At 64.4% G+C, this 12,279-nt stretch carries 14 protein-coding genes and 4 tRNA genes; 13 read left to right on the top strand and 5 right to left on the bottom strand.

What is annotated here, in order from left to right; translation table 11 throughout:
• The first annotated feature begins 94 nt into the window (after positions 1 to 94).
• Entirely contained in the window at positions 95 to 955 is an 861-nt protein-coding gene (locus AC1DY7_RS10840) for a universal stress protein (RefSeq protein WP_477493679.1), read from the top strand.
• A gap of 358 nt (positions 956 to 1,313) precedes the next feature.
• Entirely contained in the window at positions 1,314 to 2,597 is a 1,284-nt protein-coding gene (locus AC1DY7_RS10835) for a sensor domain-containing diguanylate cyclase (protein ID WP_477493809.1), read from the top strand.
• Between the two features lie 494 nt (positions 2,598 to 3,091).
• Here the strand turns inward: AC1DY7_RS10835 and AC1DY7_RS10830 are convergent.
• Positions 3,092 to 3,163 (bottom strand) — tRNA-Val (locus tag AC1DY7_RS10830).
• Positions 3,164 to 3,279: 116 nt separating this feature from the next.
• Here AC1DY7_RS10830 and AC1DY7_RS10825 point away from each other — a divergent pair.
• The 11 genes from AC1DY7_RS10825 to AC1DY7_RS10775 all read left to right on the top strand — a co-directional run bounded on the left by AC1DY7_RS10825 (position 3,280) and on the right by AC1DY7_RS10775 (position 9,141).
• Positions 3,280 to 3,699 carry a DUF6636 domain-containing protein gene (locus tag AC1DY7_RS10825; protein ID WP_477493678.1) on the top strand — a complete coding sequence of 140 codons (420 nt, stop codon included), beginning with the start codon at positions 3,280 to 3,282 and terminating at the stop codon, positions 3,697 to 3,699.
• Between the two features lie 95 nt (positions 3,700 to 3,794).
• Positions 3,795 to 3,867, top strand: a tRNA-Gly gene (locus AC1DY7_RS10820).
• Between the two features lie 28 nt (positions 3,868 to 3,895).
• Positions 3,896 to 3,969 (top strand) — tRNA-Cys (locus tag AC1DY7_RS10815).
• 13 nt (positions 3,970 to 3,982) lie between these two features.
• Positions 3,983 to 4,057 (top strand) — tRNA-Val (locus AC1DY7_RS10810).
• A gap of 334 nt (positions 4,058 to 4,391) precedes the next feature.
• Positions 4,392 to 4,631 (top strand): excisionase family DNA-binding protein, encoded by a 240-nt coding sequence (locus tag AC1DY7_RS10805; protein ID WP_477493677.1) that lies wholly within the window; start codon positions 4,392 to 4,394, stop codon positions 4,629 to 4,631.
• Positions 4,632 to 4,811: 180 nt separating this feature from the next.
• Positions 4,812 to 6,656: a hypothetical protein gene (locus AC1DY7_RS10800; RefSeq protein ID WP_477493676.1), complete on the top strand. Its 1,845-nt coding sequence runs from the start codon at positions 4,812 to 4,814 to the stop codon at positions 6,654 to 6,656.
• A 214-nt stretch (positions 6,657 to 6,870) separates the two neighbouring features.
• A complete protein-coding gene (locus AC1DY7_RS10795) occupies positions 6,871 to 7,209 on the top strand; it encodes a hypothetical protein (RefSeq protein ID WP_477493675.1) in 339 nt (112 codons plus the stop codon).
• Entirely contained in the window at positions 7,206 to 7,604 is a 399-nt protein-coding gene (locus AC1DY7_RS10790) for a hypothetical protein (protein WP_477493674.1), read from the top strand. Before AC1DY7_RS10795 ends, AC1DY7_RS10790 begins: the two co-directional genes overlap by 4 nt.
• Entirely contained in the window at positions 7,604 to 8,164 is a 561-nt protein-coding gene (locus AC1DY7_RS10785; RefSeq protein WP_477493673.1) for a hypothetical protein, read from the top strand. The genes AC1DY7_RS10790 and AC1DY7_RS10785 overlap by 1 nt, the downstream gene beginning before the upstream one ends.
• A 3-nt stretch (positions 8,165 to 8,167) precedes the next feature.
• Positions 8,168 to 8,551 carry a hypothetical protein gene (locus AC1DY7_RS10780; RefSeq protein ID WP_477493672.1) on the top strand — a complete coding sequence of 128 codons (384 nt, stop codon included), beginning with the start codon at positions 8,168 to 8,170 and terminating at the stop codon, positions 8,549 to 8,551.
• Positions 8,551 to 9,141, top strand: coding sequence for a hypothetical protein (locus AC1DY7_RS10775; protein WP_477493671.1), 591 nt, complete (start codon positions 8,551 to 8,553; stop codon positions 9,139 to 9,141). The genes AC1DY7_RS10780 and AC1DY7_RS10775 overlap by 1 nt, the downstream gene beginning before the upstream one ends.
• 2 nt (positions 9,142 to 9,143) lie before the next feature.
• Here AC1DY7_RS10775 and AC1DY7_RS10770 read toward each other — a convergent pair whose 3' ends face one another.
• The 4 genes from AC1DY7_RS10770 to AC1DY7_RS10755 all read right to left on the bottom strand — a co-directional run bounded on the left by AC1DY7_RS10770 (position 9,144) and on the right by AC1DY7_RS10755 (position 12,274).
• A complete protein-coding gene (locus tag AC1DY7_RS10770; protein WP_477493670.1) occupies positions 9,144 to 9,800 on the bottom strand; it encodes a hypothetical protein in 657 nt (218 codons plus the stop codon).
• 9 nt (positions 9,801 to 9,809) lie between these two features.
• The gene (locus tag AC1DY7_RS10765) at positions 9,810 to 10,256 is read right to left on the bottom strand and encodes a hypothetical protein (protein ID WP_477493669.1); all 447 of its coding nucleotides are present in this window, start codon (positions 10,254 to 10,256) and stop codon (positions 9,810 to 9,812) included.
• A 672-nt stretch (positions 10,257 to 10,928) separates the two neighbouring features.
• Positions 10,929 to 11,321, bottom strand: coding sequence for a hypothetical protein (locus tag AC1DY7_RS10760; protein ID WP_477493668.1), 393 nt, complete (start codon positions 11,319 to 11,321; stop codon positions 10,929 to 10,931).
• Positions 11,321 to 12,274 carry a phage major capsid protein gene (locus tag AC1DY7_RS10755; RefSeq protein WP_477493667.1) on the bottom strand — a complete coding sequence of 318 codons (954 nt, stop codon included), beginning with the start codon at positions 12,272 to 12,274 and terminating at the stop codon, positions 11,321 to 11,323. Before AC1DY7_RS10755 ends, AC1DY7_RS10760 begins: the two co-directional genes overlap by 1 nt.
• Positions 12,275 to 12,279 lie beyond the last annotated feature (5 nt).

Raw genomic sequence — 12,279 nt, 5'->3', positions numbered from 1 at the left:
TGGCAGCACGTCAGTGACCAAAGACTCCAGTGCACCGATGCGTCGCCTTGATTGAGTCATTCCCAAGCTCGACCCCGGTACGAGAGGACGCGAAATGTCAGAGCAAGCAACTAAATCGATCATCGTGGGTATCGACGGCTCAGTGCAGGCGCAACATGCGGCATCGTGGGCAGTTGACGAGGCGTTGCGGAGGCACTGCGCGCTGAGGCTGATCTATGCCATCCGCACCGACTTGACCGGCACCCTGTCGGCCGCCGAGTACGAGTCCGAGGTGGATACGGCGAAAGGCGCACTGGCAGCCGCACGTGCCGTGGTCACCGCACGCAACCCGAGCGTGACGGTGCAGACATCCATCACCCGGGGCTCCCCTGCAGGCAGTCTGCTGGCCGAATCCCCTGATGCCGCGCTCATCTGCGTCGGATCGTCAGGCATGGGCCGAATGGGCCGAACCATGCTTGGTTCGACAGCCGCCTCGGTAGCCGACGATGCTGCATGCGCTGTGGTTGTCGTCCACGGTACCGAAAGTACTGCTGCGCAGAATGATCCGTTGCGCTGGATCGTCGTACCGGTCACCCGCCATATGGAAGGCGACCGCACGGTCATCACCGAAGCAGTCTCCGAGGCGCGGTACCGGGGATGGCCCATGCTCGCCGTCGGTACACACACCTCGTCCGGCGGCAACACCTCAGGTGAGGAGCTCGACCACCTGGTTTCCGACTGGCATTGGCGGTTTCCGGACGTGCACATCTATCCAATCTCCTGCGACTCCGGCGTGACGCAGTTTCTCCGGGACAGTCCCGATGTCAATGGACTCATCGTCATGGACGCGGTCCATTCGTCCCAGTTGGCACAGATCATCGATGGGCAGACGCATATCGATCGAGATCTCGCGGTGCTGGTGGCACGCGCGGAGGCCGTTATCGCGGTGGGCGTGGACTCTCAGGGGACGACATGAACATCGGTTGGCTGGGCGGCGCCGCGGTCGTCGAGACCGTGGTTAACCACATCTGAGCACCCACTGTTCAAGCCCACGTTGGGGCATCTTTTCGATCGACATCGCTCACTCTGCGGGTACACGGGCACGTCTAAGACGATGCACTGGAGGCGGCCAGCGATGCCCTCCTACCTCGGTCTCACGCGGTAGATCCGCGATTTATAGCCCAGGGGCGGCCAGCTGGTTGTCATCGTCACGCCCGACTCCGAGGCTTAGGCTCGTTTTGGGAGGAGGTAGCAATGACCTCGAAAGCTGGTGGATTTGGCCCTGCCTGTTGGTGCAGCCTGCATGCAAGCGCTGTTGTCGGGTTTCCCTGGTGATGGCGGGCGAGATGCCCAGCCGAGATGAAAATCACCAGGTCGGGTCGCTCCCGCAGGAGGAAGTCCGTCGGCTGCGAGCCCTGCTGGATCGCCTTCCGGCGTTGATCGGCTATTGGGACAGCGACCTACGGAACGTCTTCGCCAACGTCGCCTACGTCGAGTACTTCGGCGTCACTCCGGAGCAGGCACGCGGACGTCACATCAGCGACATCCTTGGTGAGGAGGTCTATACGCTGAACCTGCCCTTCATCGAGGGCGCGCTGGCGGGGCAGCAACAGCTCTTCGAACGCACCCTCATCGACCAGCAAGGCGTGAGCCGATACACCCAAGCCTCCTATCTCCCCGACGTCGTCGACGGGCAGGTGCGGGGCTTCTACGTCCAGGTCACCGACGTCACTGCCCGGGTGGAGGCCGAACACTCCCGTGACGAGGCCATCCGGCTATTCGAAATCAGCATGACCAACGCCCCGTTCGGCAAAGCCGTGCTGACCACCTCAGCGCACACGTTGCAGATCAACCCGGCACTGTGCGCCCTTCTGGGCTATCAGCCAAAGGATTTGATCGGCAGGGACTTTCGCGAACTCGTCCACCCGGACGACCGCTCGTCCGCTGTCTCCGACCTTGCCCGCCTACAGGACGGCTCGGTGCGAGAAGTGTCTTCCGAACGTCGCTACCTCCGACGCGACGGCACGACAATCTGGATGCAACGCAACGCCGTTCTGGTCCCTGGCGCGCATGGCGGGCAGGACCTCCTCGTCGCGCAGTTCCAAGATGTCACCGCCCGCAGACACGCCGAAGCCGAACTCGCACGGCTCGCGCTGACCGACCCGCTCACCGGACTGCTCAATCGACACGCCCTGACCGTGCACGTCGACCGGTTTCGTGACACCAATCCCGCAGCGCCGGTGGGCATCGTCTTTGTCGATCTGGATAGGTTCAAGTTCATCAACGACAACCACGGACACGTCGTCGGCGACACTGTGCTCGTCCACGCCGCTCAATTGCTGACGCGGTCCATCGAGCCACCCGATTCGGCCTACCGTATGGGAGGTGACGAGTTCGTCGTGCTGTGCATCGACGCAGCCAGTGAAGAGGTAGAAGCGTTGGCCGACACCGTCCGCGTCTCGCTCACTGGTGGTTATCCCACACCTACTACGCCCGTCATGCTCAGTGCCTCGGTCGGATGGACACGTGGCCCCACCGACGACATCGATCTCCTTCTACGTCAGGCTGACGCCGCCATGTACCAGCAGAAGATGAAGCGACGGACACCCGGCGACTGAAGTGGCATGCAACGGAACGCGCCCTTGCCTCACGCCGGCAATGCATCCGACGTCGATGCCGCTACCTATCACTGAACTCCATGAACAACCTCGCCTACAACGACAACGGCTCGGTCACCGCTTGAACACGGGTAGCTTGGTCCTCACCTTGTTCAGCCGGTGTGGACGGCCGCGACGCCTGCCCGGCCTCGGTTTGCGCCGGGTCTGCTGTGAGGATGGCTCCGGATATTCAACATCCTCAGCAGTGGATGAGTTCTGAACAGCGAACGCGCATAGATGTCCGAAGATCACGACCGGCGGGGTCGACAAGATTCCAGTGGCCGGAATGACATTCCGGCGATGAGTGAGCGGAAGCGGGGCCGAGCGACTCCTGTGTGGACCCAGGTTCGACCTTCCGCGACCATCCGCCACGGCGATCCGCCACCTCGGCCGGATAATTTTGCCGAGCTTTGTCGGCTAAACCAAAGAACCCCACCTGAGTGGGGTTCTTGCGGTGGTCCCGGCTGGGATCGAACCAGCGACCTTCCGCGTGTGAGGCGGACGCTCTCCCCCTGAGCTACGAGACCGGGGAACGAGAGGGAAGGTTAGCACGGTGGTCACACCGGCTCCGAATCGCGGCGGCCGGACGGTTTCCACAGCCGTTACCCAGCCCGGGGGCCGGCCCGGCGGTAGCGTCTGGCCGATGAAGCGCCAGGCCCTCGCCGTCATCGCCTCGTGGTCGCTCCTGGTCCTGACCGCCCCGGTGGCCGGTGCCGAACCGGGCGATCTGGTGACGTTCATCTCACCGACAGGCAACGTCGGCTGCATCCTGGACGCTGACTACGCGCGCTGCGACATCATCGACCGGGACTGGAGTCCGCCGCCGCGGCCCGCAGACTGCGAGTTCGACTATGGCCAGGGCATCGGCCTGGCGCCGGGCGAGCGCGCGGCCTTCGTCTGCGCCGGCGACACCACCCTCGGCGGCGAGAGAGCACTCGCCTACGGCCAGTCGATCACCCGCGGACGGCTGAGCTGCGACAGCTCCGAGAACGGCATCTCGTGCCGCGACACGGGCACCGGTCACGGCTTCTCTGTCGCACGTCAGGTTTACCAGCTGTTTTAAGACCGATTGCCGTTCCGTTCCAAGTGATTTGTAGTTCGCCGCATGGTTGGACTAATGTTCCATCCCGCACCGGGTGACGATCTCACCCGAGGCACGCGGATGTAGCGCAGTTGGTAGCGCACAACCTTGCCAAGGTTGGGGTCGCGGGTTCGAATCCCGTCATCCGCTCGAAGGTGCAAAAGGCATCAACCCCAGCGGTGGAGTGGCCGAGTGGTGAGGCAACGGCCTGCAAAGCCGTGCACACGGGTTCGATTCCCGTCTCCACCTCCAAAAGTTGGACCCGGCGCGATTAGCTCAGCGGGAGAGCGCTTCCCTGACACGGAAGAGGTCACTGGTTCAATCCCAGTATCGCGCACCATCATAGCCCCTGATCAGGGGCTATTTTTTTGCCCGCAGCACGGCGGTCGTGAACTACTTGTGAACTGACCTGCAAATAGGCCCACGCTGTCCGGCGCCCACTCCCCTGGCCTGGCCCGCGCTGAATGTTGGTCGCCATGTGCGTTCGCCGCGATCTTCCGCTAGCCTCGGCCGCAACCTAGTGGAGCCCCATCCCCGGACGGCACCACGAAGTGAGCAGCACCCACGGAGCGCGTACCGGCGGCGGGAGCAGGACCAATCCGCCAGTACCAGTAGACACGCATTTCTCTGACTCCGGATCACCCCGTTGATTCGTCGTCGTCTGGAGAAATGCCGTGGCCACACGTACCGCCAAACCCCTTGTCCCCAACCGCGCACAACGTCGTCACCCCGACGCCCGACGCCGCTACGTCAGCCCTACCGATGCGGCGGACTATCTCGGCGTCACCACCCGAACCATTCGGCAGATGGTGGCTGACGGCCGTCTGACTGCCTACCGTTCGGGGCCGAAGCTAGTCCGCTTGGACCTCAACGAAATCGACGCCGCGATGGTCCCGTTCGGCGGTGGCATCTAGTGAGCGTGCTGTTCTCCGACACGACTACGGCCCCGCCGAAGCGAGGCCGTAGCGACGAGTCCATGTCCACCGGTCAGCAGAGTCAGGGGTCTCAGTGCCCAACGTAGTTGACAGCGAGGATTTCGCCGAGCGCCTAGACGTGGTCCGGTACACCCGCAGCCGTGGCTATGGCGGCATCCTGTGAACGCGCAATTGCCACCCAAGCCCGAAGGCTGGCCGGACGGCGATTGGCAGCCGTCAATCGTCAGACGGGCTGTTGCCGACGTGTTCGCAATGGAAGCGCACTTAGACATCGCCGTTGACACGACGCCCGAGCTGGTTGCAGCAGTAGAAAAGCTGAACAGCCAGCGCCACAGCGTTTCTCGCTCGATTGTTGACAATGGCGCGCCTGTGCCGCCCGGAGAGAATCCGGAGTACTCCACCGCGACGGTGAGCGGCGCGATATCCGATATCGCCAACGCGCGGTCAGGAACTCGAAATGACCTGCTGTTCAGGAAAACTGCCCGCGCAGCGGAGCATGCGCCATTCACATCCGAGGCGCGCGACCAGATACGCGCGGCGGCGCGCGATGCCTCAATAATCAACGGACACGCTGACGAGGACGGACTCCGGAAGGTTGAGGGCACCATCGACCGCGCCTTCGCGGCGGCAGACCGCAGCGGGCCTGCCGCAGTACCGGCACGGTCGATACCGCAAAAACACGGCGTAACCGTCAGACCTCGTGGGCATACCCAACAACCGCCTGTTCTCGCGTTGGAAGATGCCGAGGCCGGTTTCTGGGAGTCGCGCGAATCGCTGTGCAAGATTCGGGATTACGCGCTGGCGTGCATGGTGTCACCATGGGGCCTACTCGGCGCAATCCTGATCTATGTGCTCGATTTCATTCCGCATTACGTGGCGCTACCCGGCATCGCCGACGACGACTCACCGGGGTCACTGAACCTGTTTCTCGCGCTCGTGGGTCCATCTGGGGCGAACAAGGGTCGCACCTGCCGTGCCGCACGCCGGTATGTCGGCCGTAGCGAGGTGGACGTCCCGCCGGGCTCTGGCGAAGGCTTGGTGAAGTTGTTTGTGCGGCGTCCGACGTCGGACGAAATCAAACCACCGAAGGACCAAGACAATCCGCCGGTGGTGATTCACCAGGTCGGTGGTGATCAGTTCGTCTACACGCGGAACAATGCCGTTATTGACTGCGCCGAAGTGCAGTCGCTCGCGGCCCTCGGTAGTCGCACCGGATCGACATTGCAGACGATTCTGCGCCAGGGGTTTTCGGGTGAGACCCTAGGTTTTGGCTACTCCGACGAGTCCAAGCGTCTCCTTGTGCCCGCCGATAAGTATCGCCTGACCATGATTGTCGGAGTCCAGCCCGAACACTCCGATGTTTTACTCAATGACGCCGCAGGTGGTACCCCGCAGCGGTTCCTGTGGATGCCCGTCACCGACCGCAGGGTAAGCCGACACAATCGGCCACCAAAACCCAAGCCGACCGATTTAGTTGGTCCTACGGGTTTGTGGCCCTCGGTTTTCGGAATGTGCGACGCGGCGCGCGATGAGATCGAACAGTCCGCCGAGGCGCGCGCCCAAGGCGTTGGGGATGCGCTCGACGGGCACGCCTTATTCGTACGGGCGAAGGTGGCTGCCGCCGTGGCGGTGCTCGATGGTGGCCGAGCCACCATTACCGACGAGGATTGGCGGCTATCGGGATCGGTGATGGCCGTATCGGATCTCACGCGGGCCAGGTGCGGTGACGCCCTCACCCGCGCCGCTGCGAGGGCGAACGAGGCACGCGGCCGAGGCGAGGGTATCCGCGCATCCGTCGCCGAGGAGATGACGCACGAGAGGGCCACACAGCGCGTTGTCGGCGTCCTCGTGCGTGCGACCACGGCGCACGGTCCTCTGACAACTGCGGCCCTCCGCAAGCGGCTTGCCGCGCGCGACCGCCGGTTCTTCGAGGACGCCCTCGCGCGGGCCATGGAATGCAACCAGCTCATCACCCACGAGGACGGCCAGGTGAAAGTCCCATGAGAGCAAACTCGATCCGCCCGAATGCGGGGGTGGACAAGTGGACACGGTGGACATGCCCTGCGCGACCATCCGAAAGCCACTACCCGCGATTGGTCAAATTTACTTACTTACCTGGGGTTTTAGGTTTTGGCCGAGAATCGCCCGAATCGTGTCCACCTGTCCACCTTGTCCACTTTTGTCCACCTCGGCGTGTTCAGCGAACCGTGGCGAGCCGATGACAACTGACGTCGCAATCTATGCCGCCCGTCGTGCGGTGCTTCGCCTACTTGCCAGCGGCCCGCTGGCCGGTGCCGAGCTTCGCCGCCGGGTGAAGGCCACCCACCGACCGGGTCTGGTCTACGCACTGGGCGAGCTAACGGCATCCGGTCAGGTGGTCGCCGAGGCCGTCAACGGCGGCAGCCGGTACACCCTCGTTCACGCCGTGCCGGAACGGGCACCGGAACCGGCCGTCGACCCGAGGATGTGCACCCGGTGCCGGACACGTCGCAGGCGGGCGACTGGCCAGTACTGCGGCCACTGCCTCGCCGCACTGGCCCACGAGGTGCAACGGTGAGCGACCACGACGACGAGCTGACCACCAAGGCCCGGTATGCCTGTAGGCGGTCGGCGCTGGCCATCCTGCGCGCCGCGTTACCCGCCTCAATGTCAACCGGCGAAATTCAGGTCCGGATCTGGTCCAAGTGGCGCTTCGCGCTCGGTGCGGTGCTCGCCGACCTGGTTGCCGATGGGTCGATTCTGCGGCAACCCTCGTACACCGGGTACCGGTACCGGCTGAACGGCCGCCGCCACGGTGAGCGCTGGTGTCACCGGTGCCGCATCCGCCCACCGCTGGACGATGACCGGTACTGCCGCGCCTGCCGAATGGTGGTGGGTAATCCGCCGGCCATTACTGCCCGCACGATTTCGACTGGACTGCAACCCATCACGCTCGACAACGGAGAACATTGATGACGACCAACCCGAACGAACTCCCCCACGACCATCCCCTGCACTGGGCGGCCGGGGACGCGTTCCAATGGCTCCAATGGCAGCAAGAACAGTGGTCACCCGAAGATCTGCGAGCGGCGCGGAAAGTTCTGGCAGTCAGTGAGATTGCCGCTCTGCGCGATGCGGACGGCGTTGGTGCGGTGCTGGCCGCCTACGCCGACCAGCCAGCCCTGGCCCGCGCCGCCGTCTGGATTCTGGCGAAGGTGTTGTATGAGCACCCGGACGGCGCCGGGTTGGCGGTGGCGTGGCTGACCCCGGCGCCGGGCGCCGACGCCGACGCCGACGAGATGCGGTTAACCAATTACCGGGCACGCGCCGAGGCCGTCCAATTCGCGGTGGCGCTGATCAAGCTGATGACCGTTCCCGTCGACCAGATCGGCCAGTGCCATCCGTACTGCTACACCACGAATAGCCCGACGCCAATGCCGTTGCACACCATCGCCATTGTGGCGATGTTGGCCGAGCTATTCGAGGGAAACCCTTTGGCATTGGCCAAGATCCGCAACCAGATCAAAGGATGAGAGATGACATTGCACAACGACATAGGTCCGAGGATTGACGACAACGGGGTCAGGGGTTGGGCTTGCTTTGAATGGCTGCCCGATGCACTGCAACGGGCCGAAGACTCGACTCACGCCGCCGACCGAGCGCGCTGGGAAGCGGGATGGGCCGCCGATAGCGCGCTCACCTGGCGCACGGTGCGCATGGTGGTACCCGGTATCCGTACCGAAGGTGTCGACGCCACGCCTGAGCTTGTCCGTGTCTTCGACCGGGCGGCCACCGAAACGGAGCGAATGCTGCTGGAGCATTTGAGCTATGAGCTTCCCGACGAACTGACTACCCGCGTGACGTTCATCGGCCCCGCGCACAACCGGCGCTGGCCACAACTGGAAAGTGAGACACCGTAATGACCGCCCCCGCGCCCACCACCGCACCGCAGGCTGATCCGGCCGCCCCCGTCGTTACCCCCGATCTGATCGACACCACCGATGGCCAGTCGGAAGACACCGACCCGGCGGTGCGCGACGACCAGGCCGCCGCCGATGACGCGCGCGACGACGCTGCAATCGGCCGGGAGGCAGCGAGGTACAGAGTCCGTATGAGGGAGGCAAAAGATGCTCTAGCGCAAGCCGAGACGGCGCACTCCGAGCGCGTCACCGAGCTGGAGAACGCGCACGCCGCCACCGCGGCGCAGCTCGACGCACAACGTCTGGCGGTGGTGGACATGGCGATCCGGTCGGCCCGTTTTGAACCGGACGCGTTTCGGCCCCACCTGCTTGTCGCGCTCGGTGAGGGCGGGATCGGTTCCCTGGTGGATGCTGACACCGGCACTCTGGACGTGACCCGGTTGGTGGAGACTGTCCGTAGCACGGCAGCCGCGTTCACGCCGAAACAAGCCGCACCGCAGCCCAACCCGCAGCAGGGCAACCTATCGGCCACGCAGCGCGGCATCACCACGTGGAGCGAAGCGATACGCGAGGGCAGCAAGCGGCGGTAACCCTACGTGTAGAAACTCAGCACCGCGCCGAACGCTTGGAAGAACGTACCTACGATGGCTAGACGCAAGTCGATAGCTTCGTTTTGTTTGGCGGTGTCGGCGAATAATTGAAGTGCCGCAGCGCCTTCGGTGCGGGCGCGGTCGTCGCCCTCCCGCAGTTCTTTGCGCGTTGTTGCGTCCCTATGCACCAGCTCGCGGCGCACGTCGCGCACTTCGGTCTCTGCTGACGTCACCATCGCCTGCAAGTTCCTGGCGACCATGAGCAGAATGTCGGTGCGGGCGTGGAGCCGTTCGACGGGGTCGGCCAATTCGTCGGCAGCGGTGAAATCCTGATCAATGATGATGCTCATATTGAATGCTTGCGCCTGCGCCTCTGCGCGGCTGGCGTAAACCGTCGCCGGTATGCCGAGACCTCGAAGTCGGCGCAGAACATCTTTGCGCCACTTACGCAACGAGTCGTTGGCGCGTGCAACGGCATAAAGCACGCCCAAGAACGTGAATGAAGCGCCGATTGCGTTTACCGCATCGGCTATGGCCTTCAGGCCGGTGGGGTCCGCCCGCACGACGACGGCGATCAGTATCAGTGCGGTCGAGATGAGCCCCACTGCCGTCCACAGCGTCCGCGAGGGCATGCGAAAGAGCAGCGAGTCAGTGGTCACCCATCGACGTTAGGACATCGGGCGGCCCGACTTGGTACCTGACACGCGCCGTATTGCCGCCTCTGCGCGCCGGATGTCGCGCCGCGCTTCCCAGAGCATCCCGCCGGTCACCGGGGCCGCTGGCGGCGGTTGCGGTACCGATGCCTGCCCGTCGCGGCTGACGTTGTGGTCGCCGAGTCCGGCCGGGTCGACCACATACTCATGTTCGGGGTCGCGCGGGTGAGAGATGTAGGCCAGCAAGTGCTTTGGCTGGACGCTGGCTGTCCAGAGATGACTACCTGGCTTGCGGGCGAACCGTTCGGCGACGCGGCGCTCGGTCGACCACGCCAAACCGAACCGCCCGGCCTCGGTGGCACCGCGATAGAGCGCTACCGGCGCGTCCGGCCGCTGCGCGCGTGCACCGTTGACCGAGTACCCGGCGCGGGTGAACAGGTAAGCCCACTGGCTGGCCGACATGGCGGTAGCGGGATTCTTTGTCGCCCTCCACAACTGGGACACCATCGCCGGACTGGAGCCGTCAGGGTGGACCATGAGCGTGCGAAACGTGGTGTTCGCACCGATCACCGACGCGCTGGTGTGCATCACCGGCGCGGGCCAAACAGTCGCGGTAGCATGCGTTGACGGTACCGCGATATTGCGCCGCGCCACCGCCGTCAGGTGTTTGCTGACGCCGCATGAATGTTTGCTGGAATCGGAGTCGAGCAAACATTTTCCGGCCGATTTTGACGTGTTTTCACACGTTAGCTCTGAGCTGGATTTAGGGTGTTTCGGCGCCGGATTCGGCAAGCAAAAACACCCTCTGACCTGCAATTATGGGTCATTTCCAGTGCTCACAGGGCTCGATGCGAGCCGAAATCGGGGTTTGCTGGAGTATTTGCGCAGGTCAGAGCGTTGCTTAGCATTCGCAACTAAGCCCCTGACCTGGGGTTTTGAGCCTACCGGGAGCGTCGCGTCCCGCCGCCTTGACGTCCTCCACCAGGGGCGGGTTAACCCCCACCCCCGTTTAAAAGTTTGCTGGATTGCTCACCCGGTTTGCTGGCCACGCGCAAGCGAGAGGCCGCCCACCGAAGTGGACGGCCTCTGCCTCTGACCCCGACGCGTTCAGGTGGACGTCAGGGCCAAGCTCACTTACCAGCCGCCTTCCCACATGGGCACGTTGGCGGCGTATCGCCGGTTGTACGGTGCCAGCGTGGTTTTGTCGGTGCGCGACAACCACACTGACCCGACCACCACATCGGGACTCAGTTGCACTTGGTGCGTCAGCGGGCCGAGCGCTGACCCGAACGATTGGGCACCGTCGGGCAGGGTGCTGGTCGACGCACCCGTGAGCGCGCGGGCGACCACGCGACTGACGACTACCCGGACCGCGTCGGGCACGTCGTCAAGCGCCGTCCAGTCCCGTCGCAGATACCCGGCGACCAACGCGGACGCTTCGGTAAGCAACCCGGCCGCTGGGGTGGTTTCCGACTCGGTGAGTTCACGCCCGAGCCGGGCCGCCACGTCGGCGGTGGTGGCCAGCACTAGCTGCCGCCGTGCTCGATCTTCACCACGGCGGCCGGGTGGGGCCAGCCGAACGCCACACGCAATGTGGTGCGGATGGCCACGCGGTCACTGGTGAAGAACACCGAACCGTCGACGTCCAGCGTGGCGTCCTGCGCCTGTACGACGTAGGACAGACGGCCGCTCTGGTCCTCATCGTCGGGCGCGGTCACGTAGGACGCTGGAATGCCCCAAATTTCGTGATCCTCCACCGCCGGGGAGGACAGCAGCGGTGCTCCGAAGATCTGACGGCGACCGGGCTTGGTCGGGTCCGGCTGCAACAGAGGCTCATTCGAGCCGATCCCGTCGCGCTTCAACCTGGCCAGCGTGAGCACGGTGGTCGGGCTGGCCACCCAGTAGATGATGACGGCCCCGGCCATTTCGGCGAGGCTCTGCGCCTCGGCGAACGCGTCCAGCGTGTTGATGGTCCCGGCGTCCACCTCGGACACGCCCGCCAGCGCACCAAGGCCGCTGGGACCGTTGGCGGTGGTGGTGCCGAAGAACGCGGCGTCGATAGCGCGGGCGGTGTCGCGGGCCAGGGCCTGGCCTACAACGTCCTGCGCGGTGCCGTTAATGCTGTCTGTTGCAAGCTCTTTCGAGATCACCGACAGACCGGCGGCCTTTCTCGGCGTGACGATCAGCTCGGAGATTTCGGCGTCGTCGGCGGGGATCTCAGCGCCCTCTGCGACGAACGCGCTGGTCGGGTCCGCGTTCAGCAGCGGGATGCGGAAGTCGTGCGAGCCGATGACGACAACCTGCGAAACCTGGTACGCGACGGATAGGCGGCCGACCGGCTTGACGACAAGCTCGCCGACCTCTTCGTTGGTCAGGATTCCGGCGGCGGAAGGTGTGTACAAAGGCATGGGATTGCTCCAGACGTGAGGGATCGAATAAGGGATCGACCGGCCAGCACGGCTGGAAACCGGGGTGCTCACCAGGA

The organism is Mycobacterium sp. P2_H7 (assembly GCF_056403275.1).
This window is presented reverse-complemented; position numbering and strand designations above follow the sequence as displayed.

Coding starts and splice junctions, on each gene's coding strand:
- AC1DY7_RS10765 (WP_477493669.1), bottom strand. CDS start 10,256: ATGTCGGCCAGCCAGTGGGCTTACCTGTTCACCCGCGCCGGGTACTCG.
- AC1DY7_RS10825 (WP_477493678.1), top strand. CDS start 3,280: ATGAAGCGCCAGGCCCTCGCCGTCATCGCCTCGTGGTCGCTCCTGGTC.
- AC1DY7_RS10835 (WP_477493809.1), top strand. CDS start 1,314: ATGGCGGGCGAGATGCCCAGCCGAGATGAAAATCACCAGGTCGGGTCG.
- AC1DY7_RS10840 (WP_477493679.1), top strand. CDS start 95: ATGTCAGAGCAAGCAACTAAATCGATCATCGTGGGTATCGACGGCTCA.
- AC1DY7_RS10780 (WP_477493672.1), top strand. CDS start 8,168: ATGACATTGCACAACGACATAGGTCCGAGGATTGACGACAACGGGGTC.
- AC1DY7_RS10795 (WP_477493675.1), top strand. CDS start 6,871: ATGACAACTGACGTCGCAATCTATGCCGCCCGTCGTGCGGTGCTTCGC.
- AC1DY7_RS10775 (WP_477493671.1), top strand. CDS start 8,551: ATGACCGCCCCCGCGCCCACCACCGCACCGCAGGCTGATCCGGCCGCC.
- AC1DY7_RS10785 (WP_477493673.1), top strand. CDS start 7,604: ATGACGACCAACCCGAACGAACTCCCCCACGACCATCCCCTGCACTGG.